This window comes from Acidovorax sp. (assembly GCF_022763525.1).
Lineage (GTDB): Bacteria > Pseudomonadota > Gammaproteobacteria > Burkholderiales > Burkholderiaceae_C > Acidovorax.
Window position 1 is genome coordinate 1 of sequence record NZ_JALEGG010000108.1, and the last position, 21356, is coordinate 21356.

Sequence of the window (21356 nt, forward strand, 5' to 3'; positions counted from 1 at the left end):
ATGAAAGGCTTGTCGGTGGCGGGCACAGCGGCGATGTTCCTGGTGGGCGGGGGCATTCTGGTGCACGGCGTGCCGATGCTGCACCACGCCGTGGAAGGCGCGGCTGCCGCCGCGGGCCAATGGCCCGCAGGCGGGGTGTGGAAAGTGGTGGCAGAGAACCTGCTCAACGCGCTGGTGGGCATCATCGCCGGCGGCCTGGTTCTGGTGGGCGTCAAAGCGGTTCAGCGAGTGCGGGGCAAATCCACTGCGCATTAGTGGTTATTCCTTGATGTATGTCTAAGTTGGAATTCGCAGGGCTTGAGTTAGGGCAAGGTCGGCAGGGTGGGGCAGCGGTCCAATGCTTGCACGGGGGTCGTCCCCGTCCAACCGATGCGAATATCACCATGAAAAAAACTCTGCTGGCTGTAGCCGCTCTGTGTGTTCTGTCTTCTGGCGCTGCGCTGGCGCAACAAGCAGAAGGCCCCTGGATGGTCCGCGCACGCGTCGTCAACCTCGACAGCGCGAACAAGGACAGCACGCCGCTGGGCCTGACGATCAATGACAAGACCATCCCCGAAGTTGACATCACGTACTTCTTCAACAAGAACATTGCCGCCGAGCTGATCCTCACGGTGCCCCAGAAGCACACCCTGCGTGCAGGCGGCGCGCCCATCGGTACGCTCAAGCACCTGCCACCCACGCTCACGGTGCAATACCACTTTGACCTGGGCGGTTTCAAACCCTATGTGGGCGCCGGCCTGAACTACACCCGCTTCTCCAGCGTGCATCTGCCCGCTGGCGTGAGCATCGACCGCAACAGCTTCGGTCCCGCCCTGCAAGCCGGCGTGGACATTCCGCTGTCCAAGAACCTGTACCTCAACTTCGACGTGAAGAAGGTCTACATCAAGACCGATGTGGCCGCAGGCGGTGCCAAGCTAGGCACCTTCAAGGTGGACCCCGTTCTGGTGGGCGTGGGTCTGGGCTACCGCTTCTAAGAAGCGCTGGGGCACCGTCCCCGGCCTTCGAAGCTGCGAGAGTTCGAGAGTTCTCCAAGGGTAAAAGGCTGGCGCTTGCGCCGGCCTTTTTTTGCTTCTGCGAGGCTGCGGAAGCGGGACTAGGATTTTGCCTACACGCTCACCCGCGGCATGGCCCCACAATGGCCGCGGCGCAGGCGCCCGGCCGCCTGTTCAGATCATTCGCGGCCCCGCCGCAGCCACAGGCCCCACCGACCCATGCTCCTGCCTCGCTACACGGACATCACGCACGGCCTCTGCCAGCGGCCCGCGCGCATTTCGCCCAAATACTTCTACGACCAGCAAGGCTCACAGCTGTTCGAGGCCATCACCCAGCTGCCCGAGTATTACCCCACCCGCACCGAAAATGCGCTGATGCGGCACCACGCGGCGGCCATTGCCCGTGCGGTGGGTACCGGCCGCGTCCTGATCGAACTGGGCGCTGGCAGCTGCCGAAAGGCCCGCGCCCTGTGCGAGACCGTCCGGCCGTCGTGTTTTGTGGGGGTCGACATTTCTGCCGACTTCCTAGAAGACTCTGTGGCATCGCTGCAGCGCGACCTGCCCTGGCTGGATGCCCGAGCAGTTGGGGGCGACATCACCCATGGGGTGGACCTGCCCCGCGACATTCCGCGCGCAGGTCGACTGGTGTTCTATCCCGGTTCCTCCATCGGCAACTTTGACCCCCCGCACGCGCTGGAGCTGCTGGGCCACATGCGGGAGCTGGTGGACGACGATGGCGGCTTGCTCATCGGCATCGACCTGCCCAAGGACGTGGCCATTCTGGAAGCCGCGTATGACGATGGGGCGGGGGTGACGGCCGAGTTCAATCGCAACGTGCTGCGCCATGTGAACCGGCTGATCGGCAGCGACTTCGATCTGGCCCAGTGGCAGCACCGGGCCTTTTTCAACCGCGAGGACTCGCGCATCGAAATGCACCTGGAAGCCCTCGCCGATGCCCAGGTGCGCTGGCCGGGCGGAGGCCGGGTGTTTGAGCGCGGTGAGCGCATCCACACCGAAAACAGCTACAAATACCCCCTGCCGGTGTTCACCGACATGTTGGCCCGGGCTGGTTTTGCCCAAGCCCAGGCGTGGACCGATGAGCGAGACTGGTTTGCGGTCGTGCATGCCCGTCCTTGATACCGATCTGCAATGACCTCGCCGTTGACCCCACTTCACTCCCGCTACGCCGCCATTCGCACCCGTTCCGTGGCGCTGGCCGCGCCCCTGTCGGCGGAGGATTGCAGCGCGCAATCCATGCCCGATGCGAGCCCTACCAAATGGCATCTGGCGCACACCACCTGGTTCTTTGAAACTTTTGTACTCGAAGCGTACGAGCGGGACTTCACACCGTTCCATCCTGCATTCCGGGTGCTGTTCAACTCCTACTACAACGGGGTGGGGGAAAAGCACCCCCGTCCGCAGCGGGGGCTGTTGACGCGGCCGTCGCTCGAAGACGTGCTGGCCTACCGCGTGCAGGTGGATGAGCGCATGGCACGTCTGCTGGCCGCGGCACCGCACGACATGGTCCTCTGCAGCCTGGTGGAACTGGGGTTGCAGCACGAGCAGCAGCACCAGGAGTTGATGCTGACCGACGTCCTGCACCTGCTGTCTTGCAACCCGCTGTTCCCGGCCTATTCGCCAGCTGCCGATGTCGTGGCGCCGGCTGCAGCAGGGCCTTTGGCATGGCGTTCGTTCGAAGGCGGGCTGGTGGAGGTCGGGCACGCTGGCGGCGGCTTTGCGTTCGACAACGAGGGGCCGCGACACTGCGTGTACCTGCACCCCTACGCCCTGGCCACACGCCTGGTCACCCAGGGGGAATACGCGGCGTTCGTGGAAGACGGCGGATACCGGAACCCCCAGCTGTGGCTGGCGGAAGGGTGGGACTGGTGCAGGGCGCAAGGCTTGGAGCGCCCGCTGTACTGGCACCCCGAGGGCGGAGGCGGATGGCGCACGTTCACCCTCGCCGGCCTGGGACTGCTGCAGGCCGAGCTTCCCCTGGTGCATGTGTCGTACTACGAGGCGGACGCCTATGCCCGCTGGGCGGGTGCGCGTTTGCCAACCGAGGCGGAATGGGAGCACGCGGCCACGCAGGGCGGAGCAGATCCCCTCGAGCAGCTTTTCGGTGCTGCTTGGCAATGGACGCAGTCGAGCTATGCCCCATACCCCGGCTTCCGCCCGGCGGCAGGGGCGGTGGGCGAGTACAACGGCAAGTTCATGGTCAACCAGTACGTGCTGCGCGGCAGCTCGTGCGCCACGCCGCCCGGGCATGGGCGCGCCAGCTACCGCAACTTCTTTCCGGCCTCGGCCCGCTGGCAGTTCACGGGGCTGAGGTTGGCGCGCCATCTGGGTTGATCCTGAAAACCTGTTCAAGATCTTCTCGGGGAACGCATTGGCGTGCCATCGTGATGAAGTGGATGCTCCAGAGGCGCCGCATGGGCTTGGGCCCCGGGCAAGCCCCCGAGGCGGCATCGCCAGATTCCACTCCACCCTTCGGGTAAGTGCCTTGGCAGGCGGTTTGCAGCGTTGCGGCGCTTGACATTAGCTGAGCTCCTGGCGGCGCGCCGCGCCAGCAATGACATTGGTCTTGGCAGCGCCGCGGGTGCATGGGCACCCGTGCACGCCGCGCGCTATATGGGCATGCGGCTCTCCTACAATCGCGGCCGCTGGGCCCCCGGCGCAGCCACAGCAAGCTGTGTCCCTTCCGTTTTTTGTCCGCGCGAGATTTCCCATGACTGCCCTGCGAACCATTTCCCTGTTGTGCCTGAGTGCCGCACTCGGCGCTTGCAGCCAGATCGATACCGGCAACGTCGGCGTGGAGCGCACCCTGGGCAAGGTGGGCCAGGAAGCGCTGCCGCCCGGGCTGTACTTGACGCTGTTCAAGACGGTGGACGAGTTCACTGCCAAGGAGGTGAGCTTCTCGCTGGAAAACCTGACGCCCAAGAGCCGCGACAACCTGACCATGCAGGACGTGGACATCGATATCTATTTCAAGACCACGCCTGCTTCCATTCCTGCGCTGTTCGTTAAATACCAGGGCGACGTAGTGCAACACCGGCAGGTGGTGAAGGACGGCACGGGAGACTTGCTGGTGGCCTACAGCCGCGTGCAGCGAGAAGCGCGCGAGGCCGTCTACAAGGCCATTGCCCAGATGGACGCTACCACCATGCACACCAAGCGCGCCGAGCTGGCGGAAAGCGTGCGCACCACCCTGCAGGCCGAACTGGACGCCACCGACAAGGGCGCGTTCACCGTCACCGCCGTAAACGTGCGCAACATGCTGACGGACAAGGCCATCGAGTCGGCCATCCGCCAGCGTGCCGAAACGGACCAGGCCATCGAGAAAAAACGCAAGGAGATTGACTTGGCCAAGGCCGAGGCGGAACGCCTGATCGTGCAGGCCGAAGGGGAGGCGAGGGCCAACCAGATCATCAGCGCATCGCTCACGCCCGCGCTCAAGGAAATCCGGTTGGCCGAGATCCAGCGGGACACCGCGCTGGCCATTGCCAGCAAGCAGGGCAACACGGTGCTGATGGGCAGCGGCGCTGCACCACTGGTCAGCGTGGGCCGGTAAATCAGGGCGCCAGGCTGCAGCACTGCGGTTTGATTTGCTATTAAAATTATAGCTAATAGCGCTTGTCAATCCAGCGCTAGAGGCCAAAAACACTTGAATTTTTGAGTGGCCACACGCCCACAGCGCATGGCCACTCGCGCATCACACCTTCTCGAGCGCCTGCGCCAGGTCGGCCCGCAGGTCGTCGATGTGCTCAATGCCCACGGACAGGCGCACCATGCCCTCGCTCACGCCGGCCTTGGCCAGTTCCTCCGGGTTGAGCTGGCGGTGGGTGGTTGATGCGGGGTGGGTGGCGAGCGACTTGGCGTCGCCAATATTGACCAGCCGCGTGAAGAGCTGCAGCGCGTCCAGGAAACGCGCCCCGGCCGCGCGCGGGTCGGCATCATCATTCTTCACGCCAAAGCTCAGGATGCCCGAGGCCTTGCCGCCCGACTGGCGTTGCACCACAGCGTGGTCGGGGTGGTCCGGCAGGCCGGCGTAGCGCACCCACTCCACTTTGGGATGGCTCTGCAGGTATTTGGCAATGGCCAGCGTGTTGTCGCAGATGCGGTCCATGCGCAGCGCCAGAGTTTCGATGCCTTGCAGGATCAGGAAGGCATTGAGCGGCGCCAGCGCCGCGCCGGTATTGCGCAGTGGTACCACGCGCGCCCGGCCGATGAAGGCAGCCGGGCCCAGGGCCTCGGTGTAGACCACGCCGTGGTAGCTCACGTCGGGCTCGTTCAGGCGCGGGAAGCGGGCCTTGTGCTCGGCCCACGGGAACTTGCCGCTGTCCACGATCGCGCCGCCCACACTGTTGCCGTGGCCGCCCAGGTACTTGGTGAGCGAGTGCACCACGATGTCGGCGCCGTGCTCGATGGGACGCAGCAGATAGGGGCTGGGCACCGTGTTGTCCACGATCAGCGGCACGCCGTGGTCATGCGCCACCTTGGCGATGGCCGCGATGTCGGTCACATTGCCCAGCGGGTTGCCGATGGACTCGATGAAGATGGCCTTGGTGCGCGCATCGATGTGCTGCGCAAAGCTCGCCGGGTCGCGCGGGTCGGCAAAGCGGGTGGTGATGCCTTGCTGGGGCAGCGTATGGGCAAACAGGTTGTAGGTGCCGCCGTAGAGCGTGCTGGCCGAGACGATGTTGTCGCCAGCTTCGGCAATGGTCTGGATGGCGTAGGTGATGGCCGCCATGCCCGAGGCCACGGCCAGCGCGGCGATGCCGCCTTCCAGCGCCGCGACGCGCTTTTCCAGCACGTCGGTCGTGGGGTTCATGATGCGGGTGTAGATGTTGCCCGGCACCTTCAGGTCGAACAGATCCGCGCCGTGCTGGGCGCTGTCAAACGCGTAGGCCACCGTCTGGTAGATGGGCACGGCCACGGCCTTGGTGGTGGGGTCGGGGCTGTAGCCTGCGTGGACGGCCAGGGTTTCGATTTTCATGGTGCTAAGTCCTTCTGAACGGTTGGATGGGAGAGGCGGCAGCGCCGCCGCGGGGCCATTCTTGCATCGCTGCGTGCCGGGGCCTTCGAATCCTTTGTGATGAGCTTATGGCACCGGTCGGTGTCAGCGGAAGCCGTTCGCGCGAAGCCATGGATGCGCTCAGCGCAGGCCAGCCGATAATCGGGTGAGGGCTTCGACCAGTTGGCCGGCAGGGTGCGCCCCTAGTCAAAGTCGGCCCCACCCGCACGCGGCCATACAGAGTTGGCAAGCCCAGGTCAGGCGGGTAGCGCCACGGCGGCCTGGGCTGACATGCACCGGCGAGAGCAGGGCTCGGGCCAGGTGTGCGCGGCCAGGCGTGCAGCGTCGGGGATGTGGATCTCGCGCTTGTCCATGCGGATGAGCCCGGCATCCTCCAGTTCATGGAGCACGCGCGAGAAGTACTCCGGCGTGAGCGACAGGCGCGAGGCCATGGTGGCCTTGCTCACCGGCAAGGTCACGTTCAGGCCACCGGGGCCTTGCGGATGGCCGTGGCCCGCGCAGGCCAGCGCGATGCTGGCGGCGTCGTTCGATTCCTCAGGCAGCTCGTGCAACAGATAGCTGATGACGCGCTGCATGCCGCTGTGCAGCGTGTAGGTCTGCACATCGTGCACCAGCCCATGCAGCCGCCGCGAGATGCCGGCCAGCATGCGCATTGCAAAGCGCGGGTCAGCCTCGATCTCGCGCTCCACCGTGGCCTTGTCCACGCTCAGCAGCAGGGTGTCGGCCAGCGCCTGGGCGTTGATGATGTAGGGCTTGCCGGTGAACATCAGGGCTTCGGCAAAGCTCATGCCGGGGCCCACCAGCTCGATCACCTTCTCCTGGCCGGCAGGTGAAAGCGCAAAGAGCTTGACTTGGCCCAGCACGGTGACGTGGAACTCCTCGCACGGCGTGCCCACGCGGAAGATGCTGTCGCCGCGAGCGAACCGCCGCAGGCGGCAGCCGGTGGCCAAGCGAGAAAGCTCTTCGGAGGTAGATTCCTGGAACAGCGGCAGGGCCGAGAGATAGCGTGGAATGTCGAACTGCCGGATGTCCATGGCGCAGGCTTGTGGGTCTTGTGGAAATGCGCCATTAAACAAGGATGCGAGATGCATCTTCATGACCTTGGTCAAAGGCCGTGGTGCGCTGCATCATTTCTATCTGGTGAGCTGGCTATACACGGCCGCCAGCCGTTGCGCCAGGTCGCGTGGGCGGTGCACCAGGGCGTAGCCCTGTCGGCCGAAGAGGTAGGGCAGGTAGTCATGGCCCGCGTCGTCGATGGTCACCGCGAAGGGCGTGAAGCCCTGCGCGCGCGCCTCCTGCACCGCATGGCGCGTGTCCTCCAGCCCGTAGCGGCCTTCGTACACGTCCAGGTCGTTGGGCTTGCCATCGGTCAGCAGCAGCAGCAGGCGCTGGCGCTCGGGCCGCGCGGCCAGGCGCGCAGTGGCGTGGCGGATGGCGGCGCCAATGCGCGTGTAGTAGCCGGGTTTGATGGCGCCGACCCGGGCCTGGGCGGCGCCCGTCCAGGCTTCGTTAAAGCCCTTGAGGTGCTGGATGCGCACGTTCTGGCGCCGCACGGAGCTGAAGCCCAGCATCTCGAAGGTGTCGCCACCCGCCGCCAGCGCCTCGCCAAACACATACAGCGCATCGCGGATCAAGTCCACCACGCGCATGGGCTGGCCCGCGCCGGCCACGTGCGCGTCGGTAGAGAGCGACAGGTCTGCCAGCAGCAGCGTGGCCAGGCTGCGCTCGGCCCGCACGCGGCGCTGCCACACGGCGGGGGATTCGCTGCGCCAGGCGGCCGCGTCGGCGGCGTGGCGCACCCAGGCGTCCACGTCCAGCTCGTCGCCGTCGGCCTGGGCGTGCGCGCGCAGGGGGGCCGCGCGCAGCACTTCGAGGCGGCGGCGCACCTGGCGCACGGTGGTGCGCAGCTGGGTGCTGGGCGTGAAGGGGGCGGCGTCGCGCGCCACCCGGCATTGCACGGCGCAGTGCGCGGGCCGCAGCACGCCGGCCTTCCAGTCCCACTCAGGCAGGTGTTCGCCGGGCCCGAGGGCCACGTCGTCGGCCGCGGCGCTGGGCAGGTCCAGGTCGAAGCGCACGCGCGCGGCCAGGCGGTTGGCATGGCCCGGGTCGTCGGCAATGGCGAGCACATCCATGTCGCGGGCGGCCTCCAGCGCGTTGCCGTCGTCGCTGTCGTCGTCGGCACGTTGCACCTTGGTGAACTCGCCCCAGGAGAGGATGGATTCGGCGCGGAAGAAAAGCATGAGCGGCGCCGCGTGGCGCTCGTCGCGCACGCGCTCGGCCTTGCGGCGCGTGCGGTCCTCCGGCGCGGGCGCTGCCGCAGCGTCGGGCGCGGCTGGCGGTGCGGACGGTTGCGCCTTGCGCACGGCCGCGGACTCGCCCGCCGTGCCGTCGCCGCCGTCGAGCCACAGCCACACGGGCGCCACGGCGGCGGGGCCGAGCCCTGCGGGCGAGAGCGGGCCCGATGGCAAGAGGTCTTCCAGTTCACCCCGCAAGGCGCGTTGCACCCAGCCCTCGGCCTCGGCGGCGGGCCCGCGCAGCGTGGCGAGCGCCGGCCGCAGCGCCAGCTGGGCCTGGCGGAGCTGCGCGTAGGGGCCGGCCAGGCCCGGGAAGGTGCCCAGCGTCGCGCGCGCCGCCGCCAGGTTGTGCCCCAGCCAGCCGCTGCCCTGCGGCGGGTTCACCGTGCCCCACTGCGAGGCGAGGGCGGCCAGCCAGAGGTAAAGCGATCGGTTCAGCGCCTTGTCTGCAAACACCGCCACCGTGGGCGGCAGGGCCAGCAGGTCGCTGTGCAGCTCCGGCAGGGCCGCACGGGTGCCGCTGCCGGCCACGCGTTGCGCCCAGCCGCGCGGGCCGCCGTGGCCCCGGGCGGCGGCGGCTCCGATGCGCATGCCCGCCGGGCCGCCGCCGCAGCGCAGCAGCAGGCCCAGCGGCTTGCGCATTTCGTCGAGCGAAACGGCAGCCGCTGCGTTGGCGGGCTCGGCCCAGCGGGTGACGAGGCGGTGCCATTGCTGGCCGATCCACTCTTCCATGTCAGTGCTCCGCGGCGTGGGCCGCATGGGGTGCCGCAGGTGCGGCGCAAGGGGGCACGCCCGTATTGCGGGAAGCTCCGGCGGGCGATGGCGCGGCCTTGGGCTCGGCCAGCGCCACGCCGTGCCGGGTCTGCAGCGACTCGCGCAGGGCATCGACACCGATGCTCCACTGCAGCAGGGGCTCGCGCTGCTGCGCGGCCTGCGATGCCTCGCAGGACTGCACGCACAGCCCGCACTGCACGCACGAGAATTTGCGCCGCTTGAACTGGCGCGGCGGCAGGTGCATGGGGCAGGCGCGGTCGCAGGCATTGCCATGCGGCGCATCGCAGCTGCGGCAATGGGCGGGGACGGCCGGTTCCAGGCCGGTGGCCGAAGGCAGGGTGCGGGCCGCGGCCTGGCGCCCGGCATCGCGCGCAAAGCCCACCACCCGGCCGCGCGGGTTGGCCATCCACACCAGGCTCTGGAACAGGCCCACGGCGCAGCCAAAGCGGCAGAACAGGTGCCGGGCCAGCAGGAATTCGGCACTGAAGACCACCGTGCCAGCCACGAGGAACCGCAGCTGCCCTGGCGTGGAGGTGCCCGTGACCAGCCGGCTCCACACATCGGCCGGCGGCAGCAGGTAGGTGAGCAGGGTGATGGCCCACACAAAGCCCATCAGCACCGAGAGCAGCACGAACACCGGCCACCAGCGGCGCCGGGGCGCAAGGCCCTGGCGCGGCGTGGGCTTGCGGTCCCACAGCGACAGGCGGCCGCAGGCCTTTTGCAGCACGTGGTTGAGCAGCTCCACCAGCGAGAAATGCGGGCACAGCCAGCCGCAGTACAGGCGCCCGTAGCGCCACGCCACGGCCAGGAAGCCGCCCACCAGGGCCACGGCCGGCAGCAGCGCCCGCAAAAAGAGCCGCAGGGCCATGTCGCCGGGGCCGATCAGCCCCTGGCGGAAGTCGTCGATCCCCAGGCTCCAGCGCTGGCCCAGCACCCAGAGCTGGACCTCGGTGACATCAAAGCGCAGCAGGTTCAGCGCCGGCGCCAGCAGGAACAGCGCGAAAAAGGCGATCTGGAACGTGCGGCGCTGGCGTTGCATGGGGCGCGGGCATGAAGCGGCGGCGGGGTGCTCAGCCGAGCAGGGCCTGCACCACCTCGCACAGCGCCGCGGCGGTGTCGGCGTCGTCGGTGAGTGCGTCCACGATGGCGGCGCGGCAGGCGGCCGGCAGCGGCACGCCAGACACAGCCAGCCGCGCGGCCATCACCAGCAGGCGGGTGCTAGCGGTCTCCTCCAGGTCCTGGTCGGTGAGCTGGCGCAGGGCAGTGCCCAGGCGCACCAGCGTGGCGGCCAGGTGGGGGCTGGCGCCTGCCTCGGTGCGCAGGATGGCTTCCTCGACCGCCGGGGCAGGGTAGCCCAGGGTCAGCGCGATAAAGCGCTGGCGGGTGCTGGGCTTCAGGCTCTTGAGCAGGCTCTGGTAGCCCGGGTTGTACGAGATCACCAGCATGAACTCGGGCGGCGCCACCAGCTGCTCGCCGGTGCGCTCGATGGGCAGCACGCGCCGGTCGTCGGCCAGCGGGTGCAGCACCACGGTGGTGTCCTTGCGGGCTTCCACCACCTCGTCCAGGTAGCAGATGGCGCCCTGCCGCACGGCGCGCGCCAGCGGGCCGTCGGCCCACACGGTGCCCTGTGCGCTCAGCAGGTGGCGGCCCACCAAGTCGGCGGCGGCCAGGTCGTCATGGCAGCTCACCGTGATGAGGGGCCGCCCCAGGCGGGCGGCCATGTGCTCCACGAAGCGCGTCTTGCCGCAGCCCGTGGGTCCTTTGATGAGCAGCGGCAGGCGTTGCCGCCAGGCATGCTCGAACAACGCGGCCTCGCCGCCCTGCTCGGCATAGAAGGGCAGGGCCGCGGCGGCGATGCGGTGCAGTTCGCTGTGGTCCATGGCGGTCTCCGCGGCGCGGCCTCAGGCAGCGCGCAGGGTGCGGCGGTTGCCGCTGCCGCTGCCGCTGGTGCCGGTGCCCGTGCGGGCTTCTTCGGTCACGGGGTCGCCGCCGATGAAGAAGCTGGTGAAGTACAGCAGCTGGCCCAGCAGGAAGGTCACGCCACCGCCAATGCGCACCCAGTAGAAGACGGTGAGCTGGTCCTGCGTGGCCATGAAACTCATGGCGTTCGTTTCGGGAATGCGCTGCAGCCACACCTGCAGGATGCCTGCGCCGGTGAGCGCCAGCACCATCACAGCCATGCCGATGCTCATGATCCAGAAGCTCCACATCTCGGCGGCCTGGGCCTTCGTGCTGTTGGCGATGCGGCCGCGCAGCGTGGGCATGGCATAGCTGATGAGCGTGATGACCACGAGCACATAGGCGCCGTAGAAGGCCAGGTGGCCGTGGGCGGCGGTGATCTGCGAGCCGTGGGTGTAGTAGTTCACGGCGCTCAGCGTGTGGATGAAGCCCCACAGGCCCGCGCCCAGGAAGCCCAGCACGGCGGTGCCCACGGCCCACAGCACGGCGGCCTGGTTGGGGTGGTCGCGGCGGCGGCGCTGCACCATGTTGAAGGCGAACACCGTCATCATGAAGAAGGGAATGGGCTCCATGGCGCTGAAGATGCTGCCGATCCAGTGCCAGTAGCCGGGCAGGCCGATGAAGTAGAAGTGGTGGCCCGTGCCCAGGATGCCGGTCATCAGCGCAAAGGCGATGATCACGTACAGCCACTTGTCGATCACCTCACGGTCCACGCCCGTGGTCTTGACCAGTACGTAGGCCAGCAGCGAGCCCAGGATCAGCTCCCACACGCCTTCCACCCACAGGTGCACCACGAACCACCAGTACATCTTGTCGCGCACCAGGTTGTGCGGGTTCACGAAGCTGAACAGGAACATCAGCGCCAGGCCCCACAGGCCCATCAGCAGCACCAGCGAGATGGAGGTCTTGCGGCCCTTGAGCACCGTCATGCTGATGTTGTAGAGAAAGCCCAGCGCCACGACCACGATGCCGACCTTGGTCGGCAGCGGCTGCTCCAGGAACTCGCGGCCCATGGTCTGCAGCAGGTCGTTGCCCGTCAATTCAGCCAGCTTGGCGTAGGGCACCGTGAGGTAGCCCACGATGGTGAGCGCGCCCGCCACGAGGAAGATCCAGAACAGCACCTTGGCCAGCAGCGGCGAGTGCAGCTCGGTCTCGGACTCCTCGGGCACCATGTAGTAGGCCGCGCCCATGAAGCCGAACAGCAGCCACACGATGAGCAGATTGGTGTGCACCATCCGCGCCACGTTGAACGGGATGTAGGGGAAGAACAGGTCGCCGATCACGTACTGCAGGCCCAGCGTGATGCCGAAGATGATCTGCCCGGCAAACAGCGCCATGGCTGCGATGAAATAGAGCTTCGAGACCGATTGGCTCTGGTACTTGAGTGTTGGAATGTGCATGGTGTCGGTCCCTCTTCAGCCTTCGATGTTGGGTGGCCACTTCTCGGTGTTGATCTCGCCCGTCCACTTGAGGAACTCCACGAGGTCATCGAGCTGCTGGTCGGTGAGGTTGAACTGCGGCATCTGGCGGCGGTGCGGCGCGCCCGTGGGCTGGGCCTTGATCCACGCCTTGATGAAGTCCGGGCCGCGGCGCTGGTAGACATTGCCCAGCTCGGGCGCGAAGTACGCGCCTTCGCCCAACAGGGTGTGGCAGCCGATGCAGTTGCGCGTCTCCCAGATCTTCTTGCCCGCCACCACGGCCGGGGTGATGGCCTGGGCGTTGGAGCGCTCGGGGATGCGGCGCTCGCTGTCAAACACAATGGCGGCAAACAGCAGGGCAAAGAACACCGTGCCCCCGTAGAACATGTTGCGGGCCATCTGCTTGGTGAACCCGCTGTGTGATTGGCTCATTCGAAGCCCTCCTTGAAATGGACGGCTATATCCTCCCAATTTGCTCGGCTTTTTTCCTTGAACCGGTTCAAGGAATGCGCAGCTGCCCCCGGTTTTGCTGTGCGAAGACTTCAAGCAAAAACGGCCCCCAGCGCTTGTGCAGCAAGCGCAAGCAGCTATTGATTTGATAGTGACGGTGCAGGTGCTGGCTGACTGGCTAGCGCGGCCACAGGGTTGCCGCCAGCACCAGCAGCACCACGGCGGCCAGCCAGCCCAGCAGCAGGCGGCGCCACAGCGCCGGGGCGTGGCGCAGCTCCATGTAGTCCAGCACGATGAGGCAGCCCTTGCCGGCGGACAGGGCCATCACCACCACGGCCGCGCCGGTGCCCAGGCCCCGCGGGCCGCCGTGGTCGCCCAGCCAGGTGGTGAGGGCCGTGGCGGCCAGCAGGGCCAGCCAGATGGCGTTGATGCGGTGGAGCAAGCGTTTCATCCGGGTTTTCAGCGCAGCACATAGACCAGCGGGAACAGCACCATCCACAGCAGGTCCACCATGTGCCAGAAGACCGCGCCCGTCTCCAGCGCGTGGCACTGCTGCGGCCCGTAGGCACCGCGCCGCGTGGGCGCCCACAGCACGGCAAAGATGATGCAGCCCACGGCGGCGTGCAGGAAGTGAAAGCCCGTGAGCATCACGTACAGCAGGTAGAACGTGTTCTCGGCCACGTCGATGCCCTCGCCCCACTTGTGCGCGTATTCCAGGCTCTTGAGTAGCAGAAAGCCGCAGCCGCACGCCAGCGCGCCCAGCAGCCAGCGCGCCCCCTGGCGCGAACGGCCGCCGCGCACGGCCTGCACGCTGCGCGCCGCGCACCAGCTGGCGGACACCAGCAGCACGGTGTTGGTGGCGCCGGTGGACAGGTCCAGCGTGGCTTGGCCAGCCGCGAACAGCGCGGGCTCGCGCCGGCGCGCAAAGGCAAAGGCGGCAAACAGGATGCCGAAGGTGAGCAGCTCGGCCAGCACCAGCAGCCACACCACCAGGTCGCCCACCAGGCGCGGCGGTGCGGCGGTGGCCCGGGACATTGCGGCGCCGCTCAATGCGAAGTCCCTTCCGAGCGCGTGATCTTGTTCCACACGTTGTACTTGCCCACGGGCTTGCTCATGGGCAGGCGCTTGACCTCCTTGAACGTCGCGGCGTCGTACACGATGAGGGCGCCCTGCATCTCCCACACGCTGGCCAGCGCCAGCCGGCCGTCGCGCGTGAACTCGATGTGCGCCAGCGTCTTGCCCGGCTCGCGCACGGTGGCCACGGGTTGCAGCGTGGCCTTGTCGATGATGGTGAGCGTGTCCTTGGCCGTGGCGCTCATCATCGAGTCCGTCCAGGCGTAGGGCGTGTTCTCGTGGCTGCGCATGAAGAAGCCGGGCCCCGGCGTGGGGATGCTGGCCACGGGCTTCCAGGTGGTCATGTCGATCACGTCGATGCTGCCGCCCTGCAGGTTGGGCGAGGCCAGCACCGTGGTGCCCTGCCAGGCAAAGGTGATGCCCGAGCCCAGGTGCGGCATGCCGGCAATGGGCAGGTCGGCAATCTTGCGGCGCACGTCCAGGTTGACCACTTGCGCGGTGGCCGGCGCGGCGGCGGTCTTGCCATCCTGCGCAGCGGCCGGGGCCGCGTCCTTGGGGCGCGTGGCGCCCAGCACGTGGCGGTAGCTCTGGTCGAAGAAGAAGTCGTCCAGCGGCTCATCGAGCGGCGTGCGGCGCACGCCCAGGTAGCCGGGCTTGGCAATGGCCTCGCCCATCTTGTAGTCGTGCACCAGGCCGTCGTGGATGGGGGCGGCCTGCGGGTCGTACGAGATCTCCCAGATCTCCGGAATGTCCTTGAGCGCCACCACGAAGCTCTTGCGCGGCGCGGCGTCGTACACCGCCGACACGCGGGAGCTTCGCTTGCCGTCCAGCGTGCGTGCGTCGTAGGTGCGCACCAGTTGCAGGTCGCTGTCGAACAGGGCCAGCGTGTGCGGCAGGTAGTTGGCGGCCATCACCCAGCGCCCGTCGCCGCTCACGGCCACATTGCGCATGTTGAGGCCTGCGCGCACTTCGGCCACCACGCGCAGGCGGTACAGGTCGTACTTGGTGATCCAGCCATCGCGTGAGCCGAAGTACACGTACCGCCCATCCGGCGAGAACTTCGGGCCCCCGTGCAGCGCAAAGCGGCTGGCAAAGCGGGTGATGACTTCCAGGCGGTCGCCGTCGAGCAGGCTCACATGGTGGTCGCCGCCTTCCACCACCACGAAAAGGTTCATCGGGTCCGCTGGCCACAGTGGCGTGGCGGGCTCGTCCGCCGGTGCGGGGTGGAATTCGCGCGAGGCGCGGATGTCGTCCTCCGTCCAGCGCGGCGCGGGCAGCACCGGGGTGCGGATGAACGCGCCCAGCGCCTGGATCTCGGCGGGCGAGAGCAGGCCGGCAAAGGCCGGCATCTGCGTGGCCGTGCGGCCCTGGGCGATGACGCGCAGCGCCTCGGCCGCGGGCAGGCGGGCCAGGCTTTCGGGCAGCAGGGCCGGGCCCATGCCGCCCGTGCGCTGCGCGCCGTGGCAACTGGCGCAGTGGGTGGCGAAGAGGCTGGTGGCGTCGACGTTGGCACTCGTGCTGGTGCTGGCCTGCTGGGCCATGGCGAGGTCCCAGCCCATCCAGCACAGGCCTGCGACCAGGGCCGCGCGGCCTGCACCGGCCAGCCAGGCGCGCCACCGGCGCGGGGGCGTTGCAAGGGTTTCAGGCATGGGCTTGCTCCCGGATGGGGATGGTGATGCGCTGGCGCGGGCAGTGCGGCGCGCTGCTGGCGGCGGTTGGTGCGCCGATCTCGTCGTCTTCCAGGTAGCAGCCCGGGTCCTCGGCCCAGGCGTTGCCGGTGAGCTGCTGGGCGCGCACCCGGGTGTTGCCGCCGCACAGCGCCAGGTAGCGGCACTGTGCGCAGCGGCCCTGCACCGGCCGGGGCTGCTGCTTGAGCCCGGCCATCAGCGGGTCCGACGTGTCGCTCCAGATGGCCGAGAAAGGCCGCTCCCGCACGTCGCCCAGCGTGTGGTGCCACCACATGGTGTCCGGGTGCACCTGGCCCAGGTTGTCGATGTTGGCCACGTTCAGCCCGCTGGCGTTGCCGCCCCAGGCGGCCAGGCGCTGCGCCAGCGCGGGTGCCCACTGCGGCAGGTGCGCCTGCACCCACTGCAGCAGGAAGGGGCCGTCGGCATCGTTGTTGCCTGTCACGTACTCCTCGGCCAGGCCCGCTTGCGCGGCCTCCCAGGCCCTCTCGAACAGCAGCGTGAGCGCCGCGCGCGTGGCCTGGAACTGCGCGTCCTTGCCGCGGTGGATGTTTCCGCGCCCGGCGTAGTTGAGGTGCGAGAAGTAGAACTTGTCGATGCGCTCCTCGCGCATCAGCGCCAGCAGGGCGGGCAGGTCGTGCGCGTTCATCGCGGTCATCGTGAAGCGCATGCCCACCTTCACGCCGCGGTCGCGCAGCAGCTTCAGTGCGTTCAGGCTGAGGTCAAACGCGCCCTGCATGCGCCGGAAGCGGTCGTGAGTGTCGCGCAGGCCGTCCAGGCTGATGCCCACGTAGTCGAACCCCATGGCCGCAATGCGGTCGGCCAGGGGCGCGTCGATCAGCGTGCCGTTGGTGGACAGGCCAGTGTAGAAGCCCATGTCCCGCGCCCGTGCGGCGATGTCGAAGAGGTCCGGCCGCATCAGCGGCTCGCCGCCGGAGAGGATGAGCACGGGCACGCCGTAGGCCCGCAGGTCGCGCATCACCGCAAACACCTCTTCGCGCGTCAGCTCGCCCGCGTAGTCATGGTCGGCCGAGAGGGCATAGCAGTGCTTGCAGGTGAGGTTGCAGCGCCGGATCAGGTTCCAGATCACGACGGGGCCCTGCGGGCCTTTGGGCGGGCGGCTGCGCACGGCCGGGTAGGCGCCGGCCGCCTCGGCGGCGGCGAGTTCGCGCAGGTATTGGCTAATCCTGAACATCGTGGGAGCCTTTCAGACGCAGGCCGGTCTTCTTGAGGATGGCCGTGGAATAGAGGATGTCGTGCGCGCGGCAGGCCGGGCCCAGCAGTGCGGCCACCACATCGGCCTGGCGCTGCACCTCCTCGCGCGAGCGGCCGTGCAGCATGGCGAACAGGTTGTAGGGCCACTCGGGCAGGTGCCGTGTGCGGCGGTAGCAGTGGCTCACGCCCGTGAGTTGGGCCACCTGGCGCGCCAGCGCGTCCACTTCGTCGTCCGCTACATCCCACACGCTCATGCCGTTGGCGGTGAAGCCCAGGCGGTAGTGGTTGGGCACGGCGCCAATGCGGCGCACCAGGCCCTCGTCCAGCATGGCCGCGAGCCGCGTGCACACGCGCTCGCCGTCTACCCCTAGCATGGCGCCCACGGCCTCGTAAGGGCGCGCCACCAGGGGCAGGCCGCTTTGCACGGCGGCGATGAGGGCGCGGTCAAAGGCGTCCAGGGCCATGGCGGTCTCCTTCGGCGGGCAGCAGCGGCAGGCGCAGCTCCACGCGGTATTCGTGCTCCTTGGGGAACTGGAACACCGGCAGGCCCGTGGCCTGCTCGATGCGTTGGGCGGCGCGGGCCACGCCCTCGGCCGACTCGGCGGCCAGCACGAACCACATGTTCAGCTGCGGGTGGTCGCGGCGGTAGTTGTGCGCCACCTCGGGCAGGGCGTTCACCAGCGCGGTCACTTCATCAAAGCGCTCGGGCGGCACCGCCAGCGCCGCCAGCATGAACTGGCCGCCGGCGCGCTCGATCTGGAACAGCGGCCCGAAGCGGGTGAGCACGCCGCTGGCGAGCAGCTGGTGCAGGCTTTCGATGACCTGGTCCTCGCTCCAGCCCAGGGCCTGCCCCACGGCGGCAAAGGGCCGGTCCACCAGCGGAAAGCCGCCGTGCAGGTAGTCCACCAGTTGCAGCTGGTCGTGGTGTCTAAGCATGGGTGGCCTCCTGCGCGGCGGGGTCGGCGGCAAAGCGGCGCGGGCCGCGCTGCGTGAAGCGGCGCAGCGAGAACAGCACCTCGCGCCGGTGGTGGGCCATGCCGGCGCGCTGCGCGGCCTGCTGCACCAGGGCCAGCACTTCGCCGCGCTCCCGCCCGTGCACCATGCAGTACAGGTTGTAGCCCCACTGCGCTGCGCGGGCGCGCCGGTAGGCCAGGGTGACGCCGGGCTGGCAGGCCAGCCGCGCGCCGCAGACATCCACCTCGTCGTCCGGCACGTCGAACACGGTCATGGCGTTGGCGGTGTAGCCCACCTCGTGGTGGCGCACCACCATGCCGAAGCGGCTCAGGGTGCCCTGGGCCAGCCAGCGCGACAGGGTGTCCAGCACGTCGCCCGTGGTCCAGCCGAGCGCCTCGGCCCAGGCGTCAAAGGGCCGCGGCACCAGCTGCAGGCCTTGCTCTGCCAGGGCCGCCAGACCGATTTCGTGCGGGGCCACGGGCCGGGTGGCGCTGCGGGTGATGCCGCCCGCGGCGGCGCTGGGCTGCGCCAGGTCGAACGACAGGTCGATGCGGTAGGGCTGCAGCATGGGCAGGCGCAGCACGGCCAGGCCCGTGTCCTGCTCGATCTGCGCCAGCAGTGCTTCCAGCGCGGCGGGCGTGGCGGCGTTGGCCACGAACCAGAGGTTCAGTGCGTTCTCGCGCTCGTAGTTGTGGCTCACGCCCGGGTGGCGCGAGACGGCGGCGGCCACCGCTTCCAGCCGCTCGCGCGGCACCGCCATGGCGGCCAGCAGGCCGGCACCGCCCGCGCCGGGCGCGAACACGCCGCCGATGCGGCCGAGCACGCCGGCCGCTTGCAGGCGCTGGCAGGTTGCGATCACGTCACCCGCAGGCCGCCCCAGCGCCTGGCCCAGCGCGTCGAACGGCGCGGGGCGCAGCGGAAAGCCGCGCTGCCAGGTGTTGAGAAGGGGCAGGTCGTGCGTGGGGCTTGTCGGCACCATGCTAGAACCCCATGCGCTGCGCGCGCGCCGTCAAGAAGATGCCGCTGGGCGCCTGGGCCTGCAGCGTGGCCTGGGTGGCCAGGGTGGCGGTGTCCAGCACCACCACCTTGTCGTCGTCGCGGCAGCTGATCCACACCGACTCGCCGCGCGGGGTGAATTCCATGTGCATCACGGCCTTGCCCGGCTGCAGTGTGGCCCCCACGCGCTGCGCCACGGTGTCGATGACCTGCACGCGGTGGTAGTCGGGCACGGCAAAGTTCACCCACACCTGGCGGCCGTCAGGCCGCGCCATTACGAAAACGGGCTGGCCGGCCACCGGGATGCGGCCGACTTCATCCCATGTGGCGGTGTCCACCACCAGCACCTCATGGCGGCCGATGGCCGGCAGGTAGGCATGGCGCCCCGCCACGGCCCAGCCGCGCAGGTGCGGCATCTTGAACACGGGCAAGGGCTGCTGGCCGCGGCCATAGCCCGCCAGGATGCGGCGCGCCACCGGCTGCTCGGCCCAGGTGTCCACCAGCGCCAAGCCGTCTTCCCCAAACAGCCCGGCGATGTAGTGGCGGCCATCGGGCGTGACCAGCGCGTCGTAGGGCTGGCGGCCGATGCCGTCGATGCGCGTCACGCGCGGCCGGTCGGGGTCGGTGCAGTCGGCCATACAGATCGCATCGGCATCGAACAGGCTGTAGATGAAGCGCCGCCCGGGCAGGTCGGCCAGGCCCACCACGCGGGAGCGCTGGCCGTCGGCCGTGAACGCCGGGATGTCGGCCCGCAGCGCGAGGGTGGCGGCGTCAAACACCTTCACGCCGCCGGGCGTGTAGTTCTGCGCGGCCACCAGCGTGCCGTCGGCACTGATGGCCCCACCGATGGAGTTGCCCGCCTGCTGCTCGCGCGCGGTGATACGCCGGGTCAGCAGGTCGATGCGCGTGAGCGAGCCGTCGCGGCCAAACACGTAGGCGTGGCGGCCATCGCGCGAGAACACCAGCGAGGCATGAGACAGGTCGCCCAGCCCGCCGATGCGGGCGAGCACGGAGCGGTGCGTGGTGTTGACCAGCAGCACCGCGCCGGTGGCCCGCTCCACGACCAGGCCCAGGTCGCCCGTGCCCATGAGGGGGGATTCGGGCGGTTGCAAGGTGGCGCAGCCGCTGGCCAGCAGCGGCAGTGCCGCCAGGCCGAGGAGAAGGGGGCGTCGTTTCATGGCGAGGTGCGTGGAGGCCACGGAGGGAAGCCGCCGGCCAGCTGCTTGGCAATCCACAGGGCCTCGGCTTCAGTGACAAAGGTGCGCCAGGGCGGCATGGGCGTGCCCGGGCGGCCGTGAAAAATGGTGGCGGCCATGGAAGGGACGGGTTTGTCCGCCAGGGCCGCAGGCGTGAGGGGCGGGCCCAGCCCGCCGGTGAGGTGCATGCCGTGGCACGAGCCGCAGTCCTGCCGCACCATGCGCACCAGCTCGCGCTGGCGTTCTGGCGTGCCCGGCACCTGCGCTGCCGCCCCGGCACAAGCCAGGGCATAAATCAGCAGCATGGCGGAGCGGGTGAAGGCAGGCATGGAAGGCTCGCGCAGCGGCTCAGGACTTCAGAATGAACTCGACCGCGGCCTTCAGGTCGGCGTCGTCGATCTTGTCCGGCCCGTTGGGTGACATCGGAATCGGCCCGAACACGCCGGAGCCACCCTTGCGGATCTTGTCGACCAGCTGCGCCGTCACGTCCTTGCCCTTGTACTTGGCCGCGATGTCTTTGAACGCGGGTCCGACCAGCTTCTTGTCCTTGGCATGGCAGGCCATGCAGCCGGCCTTGTTCATGGCTTCTTCGGGGGAGGCGGCGCTGGCGGCACCGGCGCAAAGCGCCAGGGCCGCAGCGACGGCCAGAGGCCCTGTCAGATGGTGTCTCATTGTTTGATCCTGTGATTGGGATGGGTTGCCTGGGCGCCAAACACTGTCTTCTGCCTACGCACCCGCGCGGCCTAAGACCAGCAGCCGCCGGGGAACTGGCTCTGCCAGGCCCCTGGCGGCGTCCCCCTGGGGGGAAGGCGCCGCAGGCGACTCAGGGGGGCTTCAATAGATGTCGTGCTGGGTGTTGTAGACGTTGAAGTGCCCCGTGGGCGTGATCAGACGCGGGTCCTTGATCACGGCCTTGAGCTTGAGCGTCTTGTCGTCCACGATTACCAGCGCGCTTTCCTTGTTCTTGGCGCTCCACACCGAGAACCAGACCTCATCGCCAGCCTTGTTGAACTCCGGCTGCACCACGCGCTTGGCGCCGTCGTCTTTCAGGCCCGCCCACTCCGCCACGGGCAAGGTCACGAAGCCCTTGTCGAGGTTCTTGATGTCGTAGACCACGATGGACTGCGAGATCTTCGGATCAGGATTGAGCGGTGCATCCGAGTACAGGTGCGTGCTCTTGGGGTGGCTCTTGATGAACAGCGCGCCGCCGCCCGGGCCGGTGAGCTTGGCCACTTCCTTGAAGGCGTACTGCTTGTGCTTCTTGGGGTCGGTGCCGATGAGCGAGATGGTCTCGTCGCCCAGGTGGCCCGTGGC

At 68.5% G+C, this 21356-nt stretch carries 23 protein-coding genes; 5 read left to right on the forward strand and 18 right to left on the reverse strand.

What is annotated here, in order from left to right; all coding sequences use genetic code 11:
- The 5 genes from MRY84_RS08695 to MRY84_RS08715 all read left to right on the forward strand — a co-directional run.
- Positions 1-255: DUF808 family protein (locus MRY84_RS08695; RefSeq protein ID WP_291505332.1), on the forward strand; the 255-nt coding region annotated here is incomplete at its 5' end.
- Between the two features lie 128 nt (positions 256-383).
- Complete coding sequence (locus MRY84_RS08700) at positions 384-974, forward strand: OmpW family outer membrane protein (protein ID WP_291505333.1); 591 nt, start codon at positions 384-386, stop codon at positions 972-974.
- Between the two features lie 237 nt (positions 975-1211).
- Positions 1212-2129 carry an L-histidine N(alpha)-methyltransferase gene (egtD, locus tag MRY84_RS08705; protein WP_291505334.1) on the forward strand — a complete coding sequence of 306 codons (918 nt, stop codon included), beginning with the start codon at positions 1212-1214 and terminating at the stop codon, positions 2127-2129.
- Between the two features lie 12 nt (positions 2130-2141).
- The gene (egtB, locus tag MRY84_RS08710) at positions 2142-3344 is read left to right on the forward strand and encodes an ergothioneine biosynthesis protein EgtB (RefSeq protein WP_291505335.1); all 1203 of its coding nucleotides are present in this window, start codon (positions 2142-2144) and stop codon (positions 3342-3344) included.
- A 376-nt stretch (positions 3345-3720) separates the two neighbouring features.
- On the forward strand, positions 3721-4563 hold the full coding sequence (locus MRY84_RS08715) for an SPFH domain-containing protein (protein WP_291505336.1): 843 nt from the start codon (positions 3721-3723) through the stop codon (positions 4561-4563).
- A 141-nt stretch (positions 4564-4704) separates the two neighbouring features.
- Here the strand turns inward: MRY84_RS08715 and MRY84_RS08720 are convergent, their stop codons facing one another.
- From MRY84_RS08720 to MRY84_RS08805, 18 genes are all read right to left on the reverse strand, one after another.
- On the reverse strand, positions 4705-5988 hold the full coding sequence (locus tag MRY84_RS08720; protein WP_291505337.1) for an aminotransferase class I/II-fold pyridoxal phosphate-dependent enzyme: 1284 nt from the start codon (positions 5986-5988) through the stop codon (positions 4705-4707).
- A 275-nt stretch (positions 5989-6263) separates the two neighbouring features.
- Positions 6264-7061, reverse strand: coding sequence for a Crp/Fnr family transcriptional regulator (locus MRY84_RS08725; protein WP_291505338.1), 798 nt, complete (start codon positions 7059-7061; stop codon positions 6264-6266).
- A gap of 99 nt (positions 7062-7160) precedes the next feature.
- Positions 7161-9053: a VWA domain-containing protein gene (locus MRY84_RS08730; RefSeq protein ID WP_291505339.1), complete on the reverse strand. Its 1893-nt coding sequence runs from the start codon at positions 9051-9053 to the stop codon at positions 7161-7163.
- Between the two features lies 1 nt (position 9054).
- Positions 9055-10134, reverse strand: coding sequence for a 4Fe-4S binding protein (locus tag MRY84_RS08735; RefSeq protein WP_291505340.1), 1080 nt, complete (start codon positions 10132-10134; stop codon positions 9055-9057).
- Between the two features lie 31 nt (positions 10135-10165).
- The gene (locus MRY84_RS08740; protein WP_291505341.1) at positions 10166-10975 is read right to left on the reverse strand and encodes a CbbQ/NirQ/NorQ/GpvN family protein; all 810 of its coding nucleotides are present in this window, start codon (positions 10973-10975) and stop codon (positions 10166-10168) included.
- Between the two features lie 21 nt (positions 10976-10996).
- On the reverse strand, positions 10997-12454 hold the full coding sequence (locus tag MRY84_RS08745) for a cbb3-type cytochrome c oxidase subunit I (protein ID WP_291505342.1): 1458 nt from the start codon (positions 12452-12454) through the stop codon (positions 10997-10999).
- Positions 12455-12469: 15 nt separating this feature from the next.
- A complete protein-coding gene (locus MRY84_RS08750; protein ID WP_291505343.1) occupies positions 12470-12904 on the reverse strand; it encodes a cytochrome c in 435 nt (144 codons plus the stop codon).
- Positions 12905-13100: 196 nt separating this feature from the next.
- Complete coding sequence (locus MRY84_RS08755; protein WP_291505344.1) at positions 13101-13373, reverse strand: cytochrome C oxidase subunit IV family protein; 273 nt, start codon at positions 13371-13373, stop codon at positions 13101-13103.
- An 8-nt stretch (positions 13374-13381) separates the two neighbouring features.
- Positions 13382-13957, reverse strand: coding sequence for a cytochrome c oxidase subunit 3 (locus MRY84_RS08760; protein WP_291505345.1), 576 nt, complete (start codon positions 13955-13957; stop codon positions 13382-13384).
- Positions 13958-13968: 11 nt separating this feature from the next.
- Entirely contained in the window at positions 13969-15555 is a 1587-nt protein-coding gene (locus MRY84_RS08765; RefSeq protein ID WP_291505354.1) for a nitrite reductase, read from the reverse strand.
- A gap of 82 nt (positions 15556-15637) precedes the next feature.
- Positions 15638-16876 carry a heme d1 biosynthesis radical SAM protein NirJ gene (gene nirJ / locus MRY84_RS08770; RefSeq protein WP_291505346.1) on the reverse strand — a complete coding sequence of 413 codons (1239 nt, stop codon included), beginning with the start codon at positions 16874-16876 and terminating at the stop codon, positions 15638-15640.
- A complete protein-coding gene (locus MRY84_RS08775; RefSeq protein ID WP_291505347.1) occupies positions 16863-17360 on the reverse strand; it encodes an Lrp/AsnC family transcriptional regulator in 498 nt (165 codons plus the stop codon). Before MRY84_RS08775 ends, nirJ begins: the two co-directional genes overlap by 14 nt.
- Entirely contained in the window at positions 17341-17832 is a 492-nt protein-coding gene (locus MRY84_RS08780; protein WP_291505348.1) for an Lrp/AsnC family transcriptional regulator, read from the reverse strand. The genes MRY84_RS08775 and MRY84_RS08780 overlap by 20 nt, the downstream gene beginning before the upstream one ends.
- Complete coding sequence (locus MRY84_RS08785) at positions 17825-18829, reverse strand: Lrp/AsnC family transcriptional regulator (RefSeq protein ID WP_291505349.1); 1005 nt, start codon at positions 18827-18829, stop codon at positions 17825-17827. Before MRY84_RS08785 ends, MRY84_RS08780 begins: the two co-directional genes overlap by 8 nt.
- Position 18830: 1 nt before the next feature.
- Positions 18831-20024 (reverse strand): cytochrome D1 domain-containing protein, encoded by a 1194-nt coding sequence (locus tag MRY84_RS08790; RefSeq protein WP_291505350.1) that lies wholly within the window; start codon positions 20022-20024, stop codon positions 18831-18833.
- A complete protein-coding gene (locus MRY84_RS08795; RefSeq protein WP_291505351.1) occupies positions 20021-20371 on the reverse strand; it encodes a cytochrome c in 351 nt (116 codons plus the stop codon). Before MRY84_RS08795 ends, MRY84_RS08790 begins: the two co-directional genes overlap by 4 nt.
- A 19-nt stretch (positions 20372-20390) precedes the next feature.
- Positions 20391-20714 carry a c-type cytochrome gene (locus MRY84_RS08800; protein ID WP_291505352.1) on the reverse strand — a complete coding sequence of 108 codons (324 nt, stop codon included), beginning with the start codon at positions 20712-20714 and terminating at the stop codon, positions 20391-20393.
- 162 nt (positions 20715-20876) lie between these two features.
- Positions 20877-21356: cytochrome D1 domain-containing protein (locus MRY84_RS08805; RefSeq protein WP_291505353.1), on the reverse strand; the 480-nt coding region annotated here is incomplete at its 5' end.

Bases quoted from the DNA above. Each gene is read 5' to 3' on its own strand.
- MRY84_RS08700 (WP_291505333.1), top strand. From the start codon at position 384: ATGAAAAAAACTCTGCTGGCTGTAGCCGCTCTGTGTGTTCTGTCTTCT.
- egtD (WP_291505334.1), top strand. From the start codon at position 1,212: ATGCTCCTGCCTCGCTACACGGACATCACGCACGGCCTCTGCCAGCGG.
- egtB (WP_291505335.1), top strand. From the start codon at position 2,142: ATGACCTCGCCGTTGACCCCACTTCACTCCCGCTACGCCGCCATTCGC.
- MRY84_RS08715 (WP_291505336.1), top strand. From the start codon at position 3,721: ATGACTGCCCTGCGAACCATTTCCCTGTTGTGCCTGAGTGCCGCACTC.
- MRY84_RS08720 (WP_291505337.1), bottom strand. From the start codon at position 5,988: ATGAAAATCGAAACCCTGGCCGTCCACGCAGGCTACAGCCCCGACCCC.
- MRY84_RS08725 (WP_291505338.1), bottom strand. From the start codon at position 7,061: ATGGACATCCGGCAGTTCGACATTCCACGCTATCTCTCGGCCCTGCCG.
- MRY84_RS08730 (WP_291505339.1), bottom strand. From the start codon at position 9,053: ATGGAAGAGTGGATCGGCCAGCAATGGCACCGCCTCGTCACCCGCTGG.
- MRY84_RS08735 (WP_291505340.1), bottom strand. From the start codon at position 10,134: ATGCAACGCCAGCGCCGCACGTTCCAGATCGCCTTTTTCGCGCTGTTC.
- MRY84_RS08740 (WP_291505341.1), bottom strand. From the start codon at position 10,975: ATGGACCACAGCGAACTGCACCGCATCGCCGCCGCGGCCCTGCCCTTC.
- MRY84_RS08745 (WP_291505342.1), bottom strand. From the start codon at position 12,454: ATGCACATTCCAACACTCAAGTACCAGAGCCAATCGGTCTCGAAGCTC.
- MRY84_RS08750 (WP_291505343.1), bottom strand. From the start codon at position 12,904: ATGAGCCAATCACACAGCGGGTTCACCAAGCAGATGGCCCGCAACATG.
- MRY84_RS08755 (WP_291505344.1), bottom strand. From the start codon at position 13,373: ATGAAACGCTTGCTCCACCGCATCAACGCCATCTGGCTGGCCCTGCTG.
- MRY84_RS08760 (WP_291505345.1), bottom strand. From the start codon at position 13,957: ATGTCCCGGGCCACCGCCGCACCGCCGCGCCTGGTGGGCGACCTGGTG.
- MRY84_RS08765 (WP_291505354.1), bottom strand. From the start codon at position 15,555: ATGGGCTGGGACCTCGCCATGGCCCAGCAGGCCAGCACCAGCACGAGT.
- nirJ (WP_291505346.1), bottom strand. From the start codon at position 16,876: ATGTTCAGGATTAGCCAATACCTGCGCGAACTCGCCGCCGCCGAGGCG.
- MRY84_RS08775 (WP_291505347.1), bottom strand. From the start codon at position 17,360: ATGGCCCTGGACGCCTTTGACCGCGCCCTCATCGCCGCCGTGCAAAGC.
- MRY84_RS08780 (WP_291505348.1), bottom strand. From the start codon at position 17,832: ATGCTTAGACACCACGACCAGCTGCAACTGGTGGACTACCTGCACGGC.
- MRY84_RS08785 (WP_291505349.1), bottom strand. From the start codon at position 18,829: ATGGTGCCGACAAGCCCCACGCACGACCTGCCCCTTCTCAACACCTGG.
- MRY84_RS08790 (WP_291505350.1), bottom strand. From the start codon at position 20,024: ATGAAACGACGCCCCCTTCTCCTCGGCCTGGCGGCACTGCCGCTGCTG.
- MRY84_RS08795 (WP_291505351.1), bottom strand. From the start codon at position 20,371: ATGCCTGCCTTCACCCGCTCCGCCATGCTGCTGATTTATGCCCTGGCT.
- MRY84_RS08800 (WP_291505352.1), bottom strand. From the start codon at position 20,714: ATGAGACACCATCTGACAGGGCCTCTGGCCGTCGCTGCGGCCCTGGCG.